15 protein-coding genes are annotated in these 16947 nt (G+C 53.0%); 14 read left to right on the top strand and 1 reads right to left on the bottom strand.

All coding sequences use genetic code 11. From position 1 onward, the window contains the following. Window positions 1-340 precede the first annotated feature (340 nt). Window positions 341-1072, bottom strand: a complete 732-nt coding sequence (locus O9139_RS18880; protein WP_270881020.1) for a FadR/GntR family transcriptional regulator — start codon at window positions 1070-1072, stop codon at window positions 341-343. 159 nt (window positions 1073-1231) lie between these two features. On the opposite strand from O9139_RS18880, the gene O9139_RS18875 reads away from it, so the two are divergent. The 14 genes from O9139_RS18875 to O9139_RS18810 all read left to right on the top strand — a co-directional run bounded on the left by O9139_RS18875 (window position 1232) and on the right by O9139_RS18810 (window position 16922). Beyond that, window positions 1232-2647: an FAD-binding oxidoreductase gene (locus O9139_RS18875; RefSeq protein WP_270881019.1), complete on the top strand. Its 1416-nt coding sequence runs from the start codon at window positions 1232-1234 to the stop codon at window positions 2645-2647. Further along, window positions 2644-4023 (top strand): (Fe-S)-binding protein, encoded by a 1380-nt coding sequence (locus tag O9139_RS18870; RefSeq protein ID WP_270881018.1) that lies wholly within the window; start codon window positions 2644-2646, stop codon window positions 4021-4023. Before O9139_RS18875 ends, O9139_RS18870 begins: the two co-directional genes overlap by 4 nt. Window positions 4024-4287: 264 nt before the next feature. Continuing rightward, window positions 4288-5151, top strand: coding sequence for a MurR/RpiR family transcriptional regulator (locus O9139_RS18865; RefSeq protein WP_270881017.1), 864 nt, complete (start codon window positions 4288-4290; stop codon window positions 5149-5151). A 180-nt stretch (window positions 5152-5331) separates the two neighbouring features. Beyond that, window positions 5332-6246 (top strand): N-acetylmuramic acid 6-phosphate etherase, encoded by a 915-nt coding sequence (murQ, locus tag O9139_RS18860; RefSeq protein ID WP_270881016.1) that lies wholly within the window; start codon window positions 5332-5334, stop codon window positions 6244-6246. 42 nt (window positions 6247-6288) lie between these two features. Next, a complete protein-coding gene (locus O9139_RS18855; RefSeq protein ID WP_270881015.1) occupies window positions 6289-7734 on the top strand; it encodes an ABC transporter substrate-binding protein in 1446 nt (481 codons plus the stop codon). 90 nt (window positions 7735-7824) lie between these two features. After that, on the top strand, window positions 7825-8727 hold the full coding sequence (locus tag O9139_RS18850) for a carbohydrate ABC transporter permease (protein WP_270881014.1): 903 nt from the start codon (window positions 7825-7827) through the stop codon (window positions 8725-8727). A 16-nt stretch (window positions 8728-8743) separates the two neighbouring features. Then, the gene (locus tag O9139_RS18845; RefSeq protein ID WP_270881013.1) at window positions 8744-9604 is read left to right on the top strand and encodes a carbohydrate ABC transporter permease; all 861 of its coding nucleotides are present in this window, start codon (window positions 8744-8746) and stop codon (window positions 9602-9604) included. Between the two features lie 27 nt (window positions 9605-9631). After that, complete coding sequence (locus O9139_RS18840; RefSeq protein ID WP_270881012.1) at window positions 9632-10603, top strand: GNAT family N-acetyltransferase; 972 nt, start codon at window positions 9632-9634, stop codon at window positions 10601-10603. Continuing rightward, a complete protein-coding gene (locus tag O9139_RS18835) occupies window positions 10600-11307 on the top strand; it encodes a PIG-L deacetylase family protein (protein ID WP_270881011.1) in 708 nt (235 codons plus the stop codon). The genes O9139_RS18840 and O9139_RS18835 overlap by 4 nt, the downstream gene beginning before the upstream one ends. Before the next feature lie 94 nt (window positions 11308-11401). Next, complete coding sequence (locus tag O9139_RS18830) at window positions 11402-12541, top strand: exo-beta-N-acetylmuramidase NamZ family protein (protein ID WP_270881010.1); 1140 nt, start codon at window positions 11402-11404, stop codon at window positions 12539-12541. 12 nt (window positions 12542-12553) lie between these two features. Then, window positions 12554-13483 carry an N-acetylglucosamine kinase gene (locus tag O9139_RS18825; protein ID WP_270881009.1) on the top strand — a complete coding sequence of 310 codons (930 nt, stop codon included), beginning with the start codon at window positions 12554-12556 and terminating at the stop codon, window positions 13481-13483. A gap of 26 nt (window positions 13484-13509) precedes the next feature. Further along, entirely contained in the window at window positions 13510-15129 is a 1620-nt protein-coding gene (nagZ, locus tag O9139_RS18820) for a beta-N-acetylhexosaminidase (protein WP_270881008.1), read from the top strand. After that, window positions 15126-16325 (top strand): anhydro-N-acetylmuramic acid kinase, encoded by a 1200-nt coding sequence (locus O9139_RS18815; RefSeq protein ID WP_270881007.1) that lies wholly within the window; start codon window positions 15126-15128, stop codon window positions 16323-16325. Before nagZ ends, O9139_RS18815 begins: the two co-directional genes overlap by 4 nt. A 156-nt stretch (window positions 16326-16481) precedes the next feature. Beyond that, the gene (locus O9139_RS18810) at window positions 16482-16922 is read left to right on the top strand and encodes a MarR family winged helix-turn-helix transcriptional regulator (RefSeq protein WP_270881006.1); all 441 of its coding nucleotides are present in this window, start codon (window positions 16482-16484) and stop codon (window positions 16920-16922) included. The last annotated feature ends 25 nt before the right edge of the window (window positions 16923-16947 follow it).

Here is a 16947-nt window from a genome sequence, read left to right as displayed (position 1 = left end):
CTGTCTGTAGTTGGGCAAAGTAGGACTACAGCGTACTACCGGAGTCCGAGCCTACGCATCGCTGGCATTTTGCTCAGCGCCGCCTGCCCTCCGCATTAGCTTCGCCCCGCCCGCCGTCCCGCCAGGCTTGCTGCACTAACGGAGTCCGAGCCTACGCATCGCTGGCATTTTGCTCACCGCCGCCTGCCCTCCGCATTAGCTTCGCCCCGCCCGTCGTTCTGCCAGGCTTGCTGCACTACCGCAGTCCGAGCCTACGCATTAGCTTCTCCCCGCCTGTCGTCCCGCCAGATAGTCTGCTCGCCGCCCGTCGTCCCGCCAAACCTGCCGCTCCTCCCCACCGCTACCGTGTTTCACGAGGCGGCATCATCTTCCCCAGCACCGACTCGACCTTGACGAGATGCTGCATCATCCGTGCCGACGCGAGCGTCTCGTCATGGTCGCGGATCGCTTCGAAGATGCCGGTGTGCTCCTCCAGGAGCTGCTGGCCCGAGGCCAGCTCGGAGAAAAACCACAGGCGGCGCGAATCGCCCATGCTCTCCTGCATTCTTTTGGTCAAACTATCCATCATCTGAATGAACAGGGAATTGTGCGAGGCGCGTGCAATCAGCTGGTGGAACTGTACGTCTGCGGCCTCGGACGCTTTTTCGTCCTCCAGCACTTCCTGCATAAGGTTCAGCGTCATCTGAAGCTGCTCCAAATCTTCTGCAGTCCGGCGCATGGAGGCGAGGGAGGCGCAGCCAGATTCTATGTATTTGCGGATCTCGAGTATTTCCTGGAACGATTCTTTGCTATGAAAAAATCCAGCCGATTCCGGCTGCACTTCCGCAGAAGGAAGCACATCACTGACAAAAGTGCCTTCACCGTGGCGGATATCGAGCCAGCCCATCGCTTTCAAAGCGCTGAGTGCTTCACGGATGGTAGAACGGCCGACATTGAAGCCGCTTGCCAAGTCGACGACAGAGGGCAAGCGGTAGCCAGGGCTGTACTCACCGGATTCGATGCGTTTTTTGAGCTGTTCGAGAACGATGTCCGATCCTTTTTGGGGTTTGGCGGATGGAAAAGATGACGTCATGTGTGAACCTCCGGAATCATTGATCAGACCATATACATCTATTCAATCATACGATATAATGGTTGAAAAGTCATCAGATGACCTGTTCACCAGAAGAGTTTTTGCAGAAGATTTTTACCAGAAGAGAGTGAGTCTGTTTATTTTGAAAGGAGCATTCCCATGTTAGCTGAATCCATCCGCCTGCAGCTTCGGCAAATTGTCGGAGACAACTGGTTCAAAGATGATCCCGAAGCTTTAGTTACCCATTCCTACGATGCCACCCCGATGGTGCAAAACTTGCCTGACGGCGTTATTTATCCAAGCACGCGCGAAGAAGTGGCGGCTATTCTGAAAGTTGCCAACGAGCACCGGATTCCGATTGTCGGCCGCGGCGCCGGCAGCAATCTATGCGGCGGGACTGTAGCGACCGAAGGCGGCATCGTGATGGTCATGAACCGGATGAATAAGCTCATCGAGATTGATCAGGAGAATCTTACCGCGACGTTTCAGCCTGGACTCAATACCAAAGAGTTCCATTTGGCTGTCGAGAGCCTTGGTTTATTTTACCCGCCGGATCCCAGCAGCATGGTTATTTCTACGCTTGGCGGGAACATCATGGAGTGCGCGGGTGGACTGCGCGGGCTGAAGTACGGCACGACCAAAGATTATGTGATCGGCCTTGAAGCTGTGCTGCCGTCAGGCGAAATCATTCGCACAGGCGGCAAGCTGTACAAAGATGTCGCCGGTTATGATTTGACGAAGCTGCTCGTCGGCTCCGAGGGTACGCTTGCAATCATCACCGAAGCGATCGTGAAGCTGCTGCCGGCTCCTAAATATAAGAAGACGATGCTGGCGATGTATAAGGATATGAATGCTGCGGCCAACACGGTATCTGCGATCATCGGCAATCAGATTATTCCGGCGACGCTGGAATTTATTGATAATCCGACGCTGCGCGTCGTCGAAGCATTCAACAAGATCGGCCTGCCGCTGGATATGGAAGCGGTGTTATTGATTGAACAGGATGGCAATGATATGGCGACGATTGAGCAGGATATTGAAGCGATCAAGCGTATTTGCCATGAACAGGGAGCGGCTGAGGTGAAGATTGCCGGCAGCGCACAGGAAGCGGAGAAGCTGATGATGGCACGCCGGAGCGCCCTGTCCACGCTTGCACGGATTCGTCCGACGACGATTCTCGAGGATGCGACGGTGCCGCGTTCGAAAATCGCGGATATGGTCAAAGAGATTAATCAAATTGCCAAAAAATATAACGTGCAAATCTGCACATTCGGCCACGCAGGCGACGGCAACCTGCATCCAACCTGCACGACGGACGCACGCGACCACGATGAGATTCATCGGGTGGAGCAGGCGTTCGAGGAGATTTTTGATGCGGCGATCCGATTGGGCGGCACGATTACGGGAGAGCATGGCGTCGGAATGATGAAGGCGCCTTATTTGGAGTGGAAGGTTGGCGAAGCGGGCATTGAGCTGATGAAAAACATCAAGCGCGCGTTTGATCCGAACAACATTATGAACCCCGGCAAAATTTTCGCCAAAGAGTCCCGCAAAAGGCTGGTGGTACAGCGATGAGTCAAGCAACTTCGATTAAACCTCAGTTGGCCTCAATCAGCCCGAATCCATTGGCTGAACGCTTGAAGCTGACGTTGAATTACGATGAACTGAGCAACTGTATCCGCTGCGGCTTCTGTCAGCCGTCCTGCCCGACGTTCAAAGAAACAGGCATCGAAGCGGCTTCCCCACGCGGGCGCCTGGCCTTGATGAAGGCCGTAGTTGACGATCTGATGGTGCCGGACGAATCTTTCCAGCAGCAGATGGATCTCTGTCTTGGCTGCCGGGCTTGCGAACCGGTCTGTCCGGCCGATGTGAAATACGGCCATCTGCTGGAGCAGACGCGGGATGCGATCGAGAAGCATAAGGATCACCGCTGGTGGATCAAGCCGATCCGCAAAGTTGCGTTCGGCCAGCTGTTCCCGAACCAGCGCAGAATGCGCCTGCTGGGCTCAGCACTCCGGTTGTATCAGCGCTCGGGCATTCAGGGCTTGCTGCAAAAGTCAGGCCTCATGGGCATCCTGCCGGATTCGATGAGCCAGATGGAGCGCATCTTGCCCGAGGCCTCGTCCAAAGGCGTGGTCGAGCAGCTGGGCACCTACGTGCCGGCCAAAGGCGGCAAGAAGCCGATTGCTACAGTCGGCATGTTCCGCGGCTGTATCATGGATGTGCTGTTTACCGAGACGAATAAGAACACGGTCAAACTGCTGTCGGAAGCCGGATTCGATGTGGTCATTCCGGACACGCAAAATTGCTGCGGCGCCCTGCATGCGCACAGCGGAGAGCTCGACCAGGCGCGTGCCCTGGCTCGCAGCAATATCGACGCGTTCCGTAGCGCAGGCGTCGATTATATCATTTCCAACGCCGGCGGCTGCGGCGCGCTGCTCGTGGAATACGGCCATCTGCTGCATGACGATCCGGAGTACGCCGAAGCTGCGCTGCAATTTGCCGGGAACGTGAAGGACATCAGCCAGATGCTGATTGAAAGAGGCAACATCCCGAAATTCGCTGCTGCGGAAACGGTTGCCGGCGCGGATCAGGTCACCGTGACGTACCAGGATTCGTGCCATCTGCGCAACGTCATGAAAGCCGGCAATGCGCCGCGCGATTTAATGAAGCGGATCGATGGAGCGAAGCTGGTTGAGCTGCGTGGTGCGGACCGCTGCTGCGGCTCGGCGGGGATCTACAATCTGGTTCAACCGGAGATGTCGATGGACATTCTCGACCATAAGATGGAGCATGTGAAGGAAACACAGGCGCATTATTTGCTTACCAGCAATCCGGGCTGTCTGCTGCAGATGAAGCTGGGCATTGAGCGCGAGCACATGTCGGACCGGATGAAAGCCGTACACATTGTCGACTTCCTCTGTGAACATATGATAGAAGAAACGCGTTAGACGAAATAATATATAGGGGCTGTCCCAAGCTTTTTAACGGGGATAGCCCCTTTTTCGCCTTTTTTCCAGAGCTGCAGCAAAATCCAACTTATTTACCCTTGCAATAATTTCATGCTCATTATAAAATGAAGTAAAATTTCAGGGTTGATATTTATTTTGAAATAAAATTTCTGAAAAACAGCAATATGAAGCCATTGAACTTGTGTGTGCGAAACATTACACTAAAAGTAATTTTGAAAACGAAGACGGCAAAGGAATGAACGTATGTCCATTAACGATAACATTTTAATTAAAATTAGAGATATGAAGGACAGCCTAACCCCCGTTGAGAAGCTGGTGGCCGATTATGTGCTGGACAACCTTGAAGAAATTCCTCACCTATCGATTAAGAGTTTGGCTCAGTTGACGAAGACAAGCGACGCCTCTGTGCTGCGGTTCTGCAAGACGATGGGCTACAAAGGCTACCGGAATTTCATCGTCAGCATTTCGGCTTCTATTGGCTCTATGGATGAAGAGCAAAAGGATCAATATACGGACATTCAGCCAGGTGATGATCTGCATACGATCATATCGAATATATCCCGCAACAATATGAAATCGATCGAGGACACGCTTAGTGTTATCGATAAGCGTGAGATCGAGCGTGCTGTGCAAGTGCTGCGCGAGAGCAACCGTATCGTTTTTTTCGGTGTTGGGGCATCGGGTCTCGTCGGCATCGATGCGGAGCAGAAGTTTTCGCGCATTAATAAGATGTGCCACACCTATACGGACGGTCACAGCCAGCTGACAGCCGCGACGCTGCTGGAGAAGAACGACGTCGCCATCTTTATCTCGAACTCCGGTAACACGGCTGAGATTCTGGATGCGCTGGAGATCGCCAAGAAGAACGGCGCTTGCCTAATCGCCATTACCAAATATAACAAAAGCGCGCTCGCCGAGCAGGCGAATATTGTGTTAAGTATTTCGACACCGGAGGTTACAATTCGCAGCGGAGCGATGGGATCGCGCATTGCGATGTTGACTGTTATTGATATTTTGTTCGCGGGTGTGGCCAGTGCTGAGTATAAGAAAGTGAAGAAATATTTGACCAAAACCCATGATATCCTCGCCAGCAAACAGCGAAAATAGTAGGAAGACACTCGGTTATGCCTGAACAACCGTGGTGTCTTTTTTTGTCGGATTTAGAAATAAAAAATCAAATGTTAATTTTATCATAAAATAAAATTTCAAAAAGTATTGACCCTTCTGAAACTTTTCGTTAATATTAAACCATGGATTAGGAATACTACACAGGATAGGAGGATAGCTATGGATGAGTATCTGTCAGGGCTAACCACGGAAGAGATTAACCAAAAGACACTGATGATAGATGAATGTACCACAGAAGAAATGCTGCGCCTCATGAATGAGCAGGACGCTTTGGTACCGAAAGCGGTAGCTGCTGAAATTCCGCAAATTGTGAAAGCGGTTGAATTGTTGTATCAGTCGCTAAGCACGGGAGGCAGAATGTTCTATGTAGGAGCTGGAACTTCTGGCAGACTCGGCGTGCTCGATGCTTCAGAATGTCCTCCTACTTTCGGTACTGACCCGAACATGGTTCAAGGTCATATTGCCGGGGGAGACGGAGCACTGCGTACAGCTGTAGAAGGTTTTGAAGATAGTGGGGAGGAAGGGATCGCCCTGATTGAACGCTGCGGCGTGACGAATCAGGATGTGGTCGTTGGCATTACAGCCAGTGGAAGCGCTCAATTCGTAATCGCTGCCCTGCAAGAAGCCAAACGGCGCGGCGCTGCAACAATCGGCGTTGTGAACAACAAGAACTCCAAGCTAGAGCATGTAAGTGATGTGTGTATTGCCCCAGTGGTTGGGCCGGAAGTCATTACAGGATCGACCCGTTTGAAAGCGGGGACAGCACAGAAGCTGGTTCTGAATATGCTATCGACCAGTACGATGGTAAAACTAGGCAAGACGTACAACAACCTGATGGTCGATATGAAAGCGAGCAACATCAAATTGCTGGATCGTTCCGTACGCATTATCCGCTCGGCGACGGGTGTGGATGAAGCGACGGCCAAGGAAGCTTTGGAGCGTGCCTCCAAGAATTGCAAACTGGCGATTATGATGATCAAAAGCGGACTGGATGCACAGGAAGCCGAGCAGGCACTGGCCCAATCCAAAGGTAGTTTGAAAGCCGCTCTGCGCAGTAACAGCAAAGTCGTGTAATTTGGATTTTGCGCAACCCTATCATATCTAGGAGGTCTTCGAATGAAAAAGAAAATGCACGTTTTTGCATCGGTTTTGGCTTTAACGTTGGCTGCAACATCGTTAACGGCTTGCGGTTCGAAATCCGACACCGGTAAGACAGGAGCAGCTTCCCCTGCAGCGAGTGCGGGCGCAGCGAATTCCACAGCGAAAGATACCATTACGGCTTTGCTGCCGCCGGTTTCGCCGAACTACCAAAAGAACTTCGACCAAATGGCGAAAGACTTCAATGCTTTGTATCCGAACTTGACGTTGAAGATCGAACCGGCGAGCTGGGAAGATGTGAAGCAGAAGCTGGATACGCAAGTGAACGCAGGCAGCCCTCCGGATATCGCGTTCGGCGGCTCTGACGGCATTCCGAAGTACATCCAGCAAGGTCTCTTGATGGATATTACGGATGCGGCAACGCCAGACATGATTAACGATTATGATAAAGCGCCTCTGGATTACATGAAAAACGGCAAAGGACTCTACGGCTTCCCGGCTTACATGGAAGTTCACGCACTGGGCGGCAACAAAGAGTACTTGGAGAAAGCCGGTATCGACTGGAAGAAAGTACAGCAAAACGGCTGGACTTACGATGAATTCCGCGATGCGATCAAAAAAGGCGTAGTTACAGAAAATGGTAAAACCCGTTATGGCTTCGTATTCGCAGTGAAAGGTGTAGCTGCTGTTGACTACCTGGGCATTATGGCGAAAAACGCAGGTATGCCATATCCGTTTACGAGCGATATGAAATATGCGTACACAAGCAAGAACTACCTGGGCTTGCTCAAAGATCTTCGTCAATTGATCGACGACGGCTCCATGCCGAAAGAGCTTAGCTCCGTCGATGCCGGCAAACGCTGGAATATGTTCCTGACTGGTCAAACGATGATCACAGGTAAAGGCTTGGCGGTATTCGAGAACTCCGCGAAAGCCAACAATGCCAAGCTTGCCGCTAAAGACGCAAGCGCGGTGAAAGACAGCATCCCGGTTGACTACGTGGTGCTTCCAGCTCCAACGTTCCAAGGCGCGAAAGCTTCGTCCGCTACGGTTGTTGACGGATACATGACATTCCGCGGCAAAAAAGAGCCGACTACTGAGCACAAAGCCAACGTCGTCAAAGCAGCTTACTTCTTGGCAAGCGGCAAAGTGGCAGCAACAACGAACAACGATTTGTTCGCGGCACACATTACGAAGTCGGCTAAAAAAGAAGCGGAAAGCATGAAAATTGACAGAAATCCGGACAACGTCGCGGCTGTTGACAACATGCTGAAAAATGCAACGCCGGCTCGCTCCGACATTCCTACAGAATTGTCTGCGAAAGCTATCAAGCTGGAAACGGAAGTTATCGTTCCTAAGTTCCAAGGCCTGATTGCCGGCGAAGTAACGCCTCAGCAAATGTATGACGCTGTGAAAGCCGCTGCGATCCAAGCATTCGGCGAGAACGGAATTGTAAAAGATTAAGAAGAATTCATTGCCTTCGGATAGTCGTGGTGATCGCTGCACGACTATCCGAAACTATTTTAATCAGAGGTTCTGGAAGGGGGTTCACTCATGGCTGATATCGCGAAACCGATGAAGAGAAGGAAAATCAGGGGTGAGGGAGCCTGGGGATACGCATTTATTGCTGTTGCACTTGTCGTATTCGCCATGTTTACAGCCTACCCCGTCGTAAGTGCTTTTCTCATCAGCCTTCAAGATTATAAGCCGCTTGGTTCGACGTACATCGGATTCGACAATTACGTCAATACGTTCAAAGACGCTTTATTCTGGAAAGCTTTGCGCAATACTGTTGTCTATACGATTCTGACTGTTCCGGTCAACCTGATCTTGTCGATGGTCATTGCCATCTTGATTTTACCGCTGCGCAAGAAAACGCAGTCCTTCTTCAAAGGGATTTACTATTTGCCGGTCGTCGCTTCCGGCGTTGCTTTGTCCGTCGTCTGGCTGTGGATCTTCGATCCGATGAAAGGCGGGATTTTGAATCAGCTTATCGCTCTGTTCGGCATCGAGAATCAGAACTGGCTCGGTTCCGGTAAGACGGCGATGTTTTCCTTGGTGCTGATGTCCTGGTTGTCCAGTCACGGCACGAGCATTATCATTTACTTGGCCGGCTTGCTTGGCATCGATGATACCTTCTATGAAGCGGCTGATCTTGACGGCGCTAACTTTTTCCAGAAATTGTGGTACATCGTCGTTCCATCTTTGAAGCCAGCTACGTTGTTCCTTCTGGTTACTGGTGTCATCGGCTCGTTCCAAGTGTTCCAGAACGCATACTTGATGACTGGCGGCGGCCCGGATAACGCAACAACCATGGTCGGTTTGCTCATCTTCAATAATGCGTTTACGTACTTTGACTTTGGCAAAGCCGCGGCGCAATCGTTGATTCTGGCTGTCATTATCGCAGTGATCTCGGTTGTGCAGTTCAAATATGCAGGCAAAGATGTCGAGTATTAAGAGAGGGGGATAACAAATGGCGTTATACAGCAATCACGACGGAAGACCCAGAGTGAAAACAACGAGAAATGCGATCATTTTTATCGCCCTTCTGCTTTTTGCTTTGGCCACGATATTTCCTATTTATTTCATGGTGATCTCTTCACTTGGCGATCCGGTTGAAGCAGGCGCGGTCAGCTACTCCATTTTCCCATCGAAAATTACGTTTGCTTCCTATAAATACTTTTTCGATTTCAGTGAGTATTCGTACCGTTGGATCTTGAACTCGCTGATTGTCGCGACTTCGGTCATGGTCTCGAACGTGATTTTCGCCAGCATGGCGGGATATGCGTTTTCCAAGCTTACGTTTAAAGGCAGAGGCGTGCTGTTTGCCATTCTGCTCGTCTCAATGATGATTCCGTATCAAGTGACACAAGTTCCTTTGTACGTGTTGATTGTCAATGTCTTCTCGCTGCAGGACACGTATACAGCGCTTATTGCGCCAAGCCTTGTCACGGTTTATAACATTTTTCTTGCCAAGCAATTTATGAGCAGCATTCCGAATGAAGTGCTGGAAAGCGCCAAAATCGAAGGTGCCAACCAATTTCAAATTTATTGGAGAGTGATTTTGCCTCTGTCCAAAACGGTGCTCGCCGTTATGGCGATTCTGACGTTCATGGATAGCTGGAACACATTCTTCTGGCCTTTGCTAGTCACGAATTCTACGGAAATGCAGACGATTCAGGTCGGTTTGAAAAATTTCCGCTTCGCCAATACCACATATATCGCGCCTATGATGGCAGGGGCTACGATCTCTGCGCTGCCGATGTTCATTCTGTTCTTCAGCTTGCAAAGATACTTCCTGGAAGGCGTTACTGTGGGTGCGGTGAAGGGATAATTTAAGCGAAGCTGGGGGTGTGCGGTGATGATCGTCACTTGGGATGATCGCTATAAGCAGGCAGTTATTGCTTTGTGGAATGAAGAGGCTGTTAAGGACGGGTACAAAGAGTTGACGGAACAAAGCTTTGACGACATATTCAGGCTGAATCCGTATTTTGATGCTCAGAATACTTTCCTTTTACTGGAAGAAAATGTTGTGAAAGGTTTCGCCTGCGGCTGCACAGGAGATGATCTTCCGCTAGGAGCACAGGCGGGTTACATCACCTGTATGGTGCTGGCTGGCAGCAGCCAAACAGACGGCAACTACATGCGTTTGCTGGATGCATTGGAGCAGCGTTTCAAACTGTTAGGCAAACAGCAAGCGGATGTGCTGTTTTTCAATCCGATGAGGCTGCCGTGGTATATCCCGGATACGCCGCAGCATGAGCATAATAATGCGCCAGGGTTGCCGGTCGATAGCGCAGTCTATAAGTTTCTTCTACAAGCGGGATATATGGAACGGACGAAACAGTGCGCGATGTACTTGCTGCTTGAAGGGTTCACGATTCCGGCGGATATGAAGGCCAAGGAAAGTAAGGCAGCGGCTGGCGGATACACGGTGGAGCTATTTGATGCAGCGAAGCATCACGCAGTAGCAGAGATGCTCGAGGCGCTGAACAATCCGCTGTGGCAGCAGGAGATCGGGCAGTCGACCCAAACGGGTGTTCCCGTTGTCGTCGCGGCCTTGCATGGCCAGGTCGTCGGCTTTGCCGGTCCTGTGATTCACCAGGCGAACGGCCGCGGTTATTTTGCCGGGATCGGCGTGCATCCCGAGCATGAGGGGCATGGTCTCGGCAGCATTTTATTCTTTAAGCTGTGTGAAGCGTTCCGGGAAATCGGCACTTCATATATGTCGCTTTATACCGGGATGACCAATCCGGCAATCCGTATTTATGAAAAAGCAGGGTTTCGCACGGTGAAACATTTTTCTGTCATGAGGAAGGAGCTTGCCCAATGAGCGAGAAGAAGTTGACGATTTTAGGTATCGGCGGTCATGTCGGCGATGTGGAATTAACGGCAGGCGGCGTAATGGCGAGCCACTCTCTGAAAGGAGACCGCATTGTGACGCTGGCGTTGACAGCCGGCGAACGGGGCGTGCCTGCAGGCAGAGATATGCAGGAGTACCGCGAGCAGAAGGTGCAGGAAGGCAAAGCGTTTGCCGAAATGCTCGGCGGCGAATCCATCGTCTTTGAGATTCCTGACGGCGAGCTGCAGGATAACGATGAGATGCGCTTCCGCGTATGCGATGTGATTCGTGAAGTGAAACCGGACGTCATTATTACCCATTTTAAAAATAGTATGCACAAAGATCATATGACCACGCACCGGATTGTCAACGATGCCCGCTTTTATGCGGCGCTGCCGACATTTGAGCGTGAGAAGCCAGCGCATTTTGCCGCTAAGCTGTATTATGCCGAGAACTGGGAAGATGCTGTTGATTACAAGCCCTATATATATGTAGACTTTAATCAGGAAGCTTTTGACCTGTGGGTGAAAGCGGTCTCTACCCATTGGTTCGTCACCGGCAGCAAATCGTTCCCTTATCTGGAGTACTATAAGCATCTGATGCGGGTTCGCGGGATTGAAGCGAGAAAAGAATATGCGCAGACGTTCATGGTACCGGCAGAAACGATGCGTGTTCTGAAAAGTGAATTAGTGTAAAAAAACGGACAGCCTCTAAACGCGGCCATTCATCCTTGAGATGGCCTGGATAGAGGTTTTGTCAATCCAGCGTCTATTTGGAGGGGAAGCCGCAATGATCCGCAACGGTATCGATAATCTGGGGCGCTACGCCCACTTATTCAAAGGCAAACGCCTGGGGCTAATCACAGCGCCGACGGGCTTGAATCGTGATTTTGTCTCGACGATTCAAATTTTGCATGAACAGTTCAATCTGGTCGCGCTCTTTTCCCCGGAGCATGGGGTACGGGGCGATCAAGCGGCCGGCGCTTTTGTCGATACGTACTTGGACCCGATGACACAGGTGCCGGTGTACAGCCTGTACCGCAAAGATTCGAAAAGGCTGACGGCTGAGATGCTCGATGAGGTAGACGTTGTCGTTTATGATATTCAAGATGTAGGAACACGCTATTATACATTTATATATACGATGCTTTATGCGTTGGAGGATTGTGCCAAAGCGGGCAAGGAATTCGTGGTGCTGGACCGCTTGAACCCGATGGACGGCGTGACGGTGGAAGGCAATGTGTTAAAAGAAGGCTACCAGTCGTTCGTCGGCAATTACCCGCTTAGCGTCCGTTATGGACTGACAGCAGGGGAAGTCGCGACGATGGCCAATGACGAAATGCAGTGGAACGCCAAGCTGCATGTCGTGCCCTGCGAAGGCTGGGAGCGAAGTATGCTGTTCCCGGACACCGGGCGGACGTGGATTATGCCGTCGCTGGGCCTGCCGCGCTTTGATTCGGCGCTGCTCTATCCAGGCACATGCCTGATCGAAGGCACGAATCTTTCCGAGGGCAGAGGGACGACGGCACCTTTTGAAATCATAGGCGCTCCCTTCATCGATGCCTACAAGCTGGCTGACGAGATGAATGGCAAGAAGCTGCCTGGCGTTGTGTTTAGGCCGGTTTATTTTAAACCGTCGTTTTCCAAGTTCCAGGGAGAGCTGTGCGCAGGGGTGCAGATCCATGTGCAGGATATCCGCGCTGTCCGGCCGTTGGAGACAGGTGTGACTTTGATGTATACGATTAAAGAAAACTATGAGCAATTCTCGTTCCTGCCTCCGGTAAGGGAAGGCTCCAGGCCGTTTATCGATTTATTAGGCGGGGATAATCTATATCGTGAGGAGCGGGTGGATGTGCCGGCGCTGCTGGAGCGGTTCCGCGAAGAAAGCGCTGCATTTGCCCGCAGGAAACAGCGGTACCACTTGTATTAAGGAGTTGATCCAATGAAATATGCAGCTGGTTTGGACGGCGGCGGCACGAAGACCGCAGTGACGATAGCGAGTGAATATGGGCAAGTGGTGCATACCTTCACCTCCGGCGCGATTAACTTGAACGGTCAAGACGAGGCGAGCGTTCGCGCCAGCTTGCGTGAGATTTTTGCCACGATTGCTGATGTGTGCGGCGGACTGGAGCATTGCGCGCAGGTTTGTATCGGAGCTGCAGGTGTCAGCAATCCAAGTGTCAAGGAGCGCCTGGCAAGCTGCGTCCGCGACAGCGGTTTCGCGGGAGGCCTGTTCGTCACCGGCGATCAGGAAACTGCGCTTTATGGCGCACATGAAGGCAACGTCGGCGTGATTCTGATCGCGGGAACGGGCTCTATCTGCTACGGCAAGCAGGAGAACGGGGAAACGTACCGCTGCGGCGGCTACGGCTATCTCATCGATGATGAAGGCAGCGGCTACAGCATTGGCCGTGATCTGCTCGCTACAGTCGTGCGGGCGCATGACGGACGGATGTCGGAAACGGTCATCACACGCCTGGTTTACGAGCAATTGCAGGTGGATACAGTTCAGCAAATTATCGGTTTCGTTTATGACAAAAACACGAATAAGAAGGATATTGCGGCACTGGCGCCGATCTTATCCGAGGCTTGTGCTTCTGGCGATGAGGCTGCTTTGGCTATCGTAAACCAAAGTGCAAGGTCGTTGTTCGAGTTGGTCGTTCCTGTCGTTGACAAGTTGTCGATGCAGCACGGGAACTTGGCGATGGCAGGGAGCGTGCTGTTGAACAACACTTATATCCGCAACGCTTTTATGGATAAGTTCAGAAATTGGTACCCGGATATGGCGTGCTATACCGCAAAAAATGACGCTGCACACGGCGCGCTCTATATGGCGCTTGAGCGGATGAAGGCTGTGGGCGGGCTGGAATAAGCTTGCCTGGGAGGAGAGATGGGGAAATGAAAGACTTGAAGACGATGTCGCTGAAAGAAAAAATCGGCCAATTGCTGCTCTGCGGTTTTTTTGGCACGGAGCCGACAGCTGAGCTCGAAGCTTTGATCGCTGAGCATCAGATCGGGGGTGTGATTTATTTTGCCCGCAATGTCGCGAATACGAAGCAGGTTGCTGCATTATCACAGCGTTTGCAGGAGATTGCGGCTGGTTCCGGCACCTTGCCGTTATGGGTATCCATCGATCAAGAGGGCGGCATGGTGGCCCGCATTACGGAAGGCGTAGCTTTGATGCCGGGTCAGATGGCGCTGGCCGCCGGTACGGAAGGACCGCAAGCTGCTTACGACGCTGCGCTCATTTCCGGCACAGAACTTCGCCACCTCGGGATCAATTTGAATTTCGCGCCCGATTTGGATGTCAACAATAACCCTGACAATCCGGTGATCGGCGTGCGCTCCTTCGGCGAATCGCCGGAGCTGGTGGCCAGCTACGGAGTGAAGGCTATGCAGGGCTTCCAGGATGCGAACGTTGTGGCGACCGCAAAGCATTTTCCAGGGCATGGTGATACGAACGTGGATTCGCATCTGGATTTGCCGACGATTACGCATGATGAGGCACGGATTCGCGCTGTCGAGCTGGTACCGTTCATCGCGGTCATCGAGAACGGCGTCGATGCGATCATGTCTTCGCATATTTATTTCCCGGCCTTGGAGCCCGAGAAGCTTCCGGTAACGCTGTCAAGGTCCGTCTTGACGGGCCTGCTGCGCGAGGAACTTGGCTATCAAGGCGTGATCATGACTGATTGCATGGAGATGAATGCGATCTCCGAGCATTACGGCACGGTCGAAGCGGCCGTGATGGCTGTGGAAGCCGGGGCTGACCTGGTGTTGATCAGCCATCGTCTCGATCGCCAAATCGGGGCGATCGAGGCGATTGAGCGCGCTGTGCGCGAAGGCCGCTTGACCGAAGCGCGCATCGATGCTTCGGTCAAGCGCTTGCTCGCGCTGAAGGAGCGGCGCGGCTTGTTGGCACCGCAGGCGGCGGGCGGTGCAGCTGCTGTAGGGACCGCGGAGCACAGCGCGGTCGCTCAGCGCCTCAGCGAGGCGAGCATCACGCTCGTCAAGGACGAGCAGTCGCTGCTGCCGCTGAAGCCGGTACGCACACTCGCGGTCACAGTGGCCGCTGCCGTTTCGTCGGGCGTCGACGAATCGTATGCGGGACCCGCGAGCTTGGGCGCTGCGCTGGCTGAGCACGGCCTCAACGTGCTCGATCGCGTGCTTCCGCTGCAGGAGCTGGCGCAGCACCGCGATGCGGTGCTGGCGGATGCGCAGGCCGCGGAGCAGATCGTCATCGGGACGTACAACGCCCGATTCCATCCGGCGCAGGTCGAGCTGGTGCGCGACCTGCAAGCGCTCGGCAAGCCGCTGGTCGTCGTGGCGCTGCGCGTGCCGTACGATTTGCTGGAGCTGCCGGACGCCTCCACATTCATCGCGGCCTATGAAAGCCGGCCGCTCGCGCTGGCCAGCACGGCGCGCTGCCTGCTGGGTGAGCTGCCGTTCCAGGGCCGCTTGCCGGTGACGCTGGGCCCGGACTATCCCGCTGGCTGGAGATGGGAGTCGGGACGATGATGCTGAGGGAGCTGCTGGAACGCCAATCTTTGATTGTTGCAGGCCTCATGTCAGGCACATCGCTGGACGGCATTGATGTCGCCATTGTGAGAATCGATGGCTGTGGTTTCGAGGCCTCAGTGAAGCTGCTTCATTTTGAGAGCTTCGGCTATGACGCACAGCTACGGGAGCGGCTCAAGCAGCTGTGCTCGCTCGATCAATCCAACGTGGCGCTGCTGTGCGGGATGAATTTTGCCATTGCCGAGCGCTTTGCCGATGCCGTATTTAAGACGGTGGCTGCCGCCGGGATGAACATGGAAGATGTCGATCTGATCAGCACCCACGGGCAGACGGTTTGGCATATCCCAGTTGCCGATGAAGCGGATGCGTTTCTGCCGAAGTCGACACTGCAGATCGGGGATTTGTCCGTTCTAGCCAAGCGGACCGGCCGGCCGGTTGTCGGCGATTTCCGCACCGCCGATATGGCGGTCGGGGGTCAAGGCGCCCCGCTTGCTCCTTACGGGGACTTGATTCTGTTCCGCGATGCGGTCAAAGGGCGCATCCTGCAAAATATCGGCGGCATCGGCAACTGCACGGCGATTCCTGGCGGTTTAAGTGCGGCCGATGCCGGGCGGCTTATCGCTTTTGATACGGGACCGGGGAATATGGTCATCGATCAGGTGGTTTATGAGCTTTCCGGAGGTAAGCTCACGTATGACGCGAACGGCGCATGGGCCGCCACGGGGCAGGTGCATGAAGAGCTGCTGCGCGCGATGCTGGCGCATCCGTATTTTGAGCAGCTTCCGCCGAAAACAACGGGACGGGAGCTGTTTGGAAAAGCTTACGCCGCCGCCTGGCTAGCGGAAGCTGCGCGGCATGGGCTGCCGCCGGAAGATATCGTCGCGACGGCGACTGCTTTTACGGCGCATTCCATCGCCGGCTCCTATCGCCATTATGTGTTTCCGCATTGCGGGATCGCGGAAGTGATCGTGAGCGGCGGGGGCGCGCATAATCAGGAGCTGATGCGCATGCTGCGCGAGCTGCTGCCTGAGCAGACGGTAAGCACGTCTGATGATTTCGGCTTTTCCAGCGACGCCAAGGAAGCGATTCTGTTCGCGCTGTTGGGCAATGATTGGATTCATGGCGTGCCGAACAATCTGCCGTCAGCAACAGGGGCGGAGCGCCCGACGCTGATGGGTAAGCTGGCTATGCCTTAATACTGCCAGACGTCTCTTTGTGAGGCGTCTGGCAGTTTTTTTTGTTCGGATGAGGCGCATTGACATCGGGTAAGTTTTCATATACATTTGAAACAAAAAGGTTGTTCACAAACTAAATTGGAAGAGATACGGAAGCAGGAAGGGAGGCATACTTGTATGAGCAGCAATGAATTTTTAAAGCTTGATAATCAGCTTTGCTTCAGCCTTTACGCCTGTTCGCGTGCGATTACGCGGATGTACCGCCCTTTTTTGGAAGAGCTGGGCTTAACTTATCCGCAGTATTTGGTATTACTTGTTTTGTGGGAGGAAAAAGAAAGTACGGTCAAAGCGCTTAGCGAGAAGCTGGATCTGGATTCCGGCACGCTGACGCCAATGCTCAAACGAATGGAGAGCCAGCAGCTAATCGTGCGGCAGCGGTCGGCTGCAGACGAGCGGGTCGTCGTGATTCGGATTACTGAGGCTGGGCTAGCGATCTATGAGAAGGCGCTGTGCATCCCACAAGCGTTATTGACATCCAGCGGCTTGAATCTGGAAGAGATAGCGACGTTCAACGAGCAGTTGAAGCGCATTATTACGAGTGTCAACACGCATCCGTAAGTTGGCTTCATGTGAGGAAGAAAGA

It is taken from the genome of Paenibacillus aestuarii (assembly GCF_027789125.1).
GTDB classification, from domain to species: domain Bacteria; phylum Bacillota; class Bacilli; order Paenibacillales; family NBRC-103111; genus Paenibacillus_E; species Paenibacillus_E aestuarii.
This window is presented reverse-complemented; position numbering and strand designations above follow the sequence as displayed.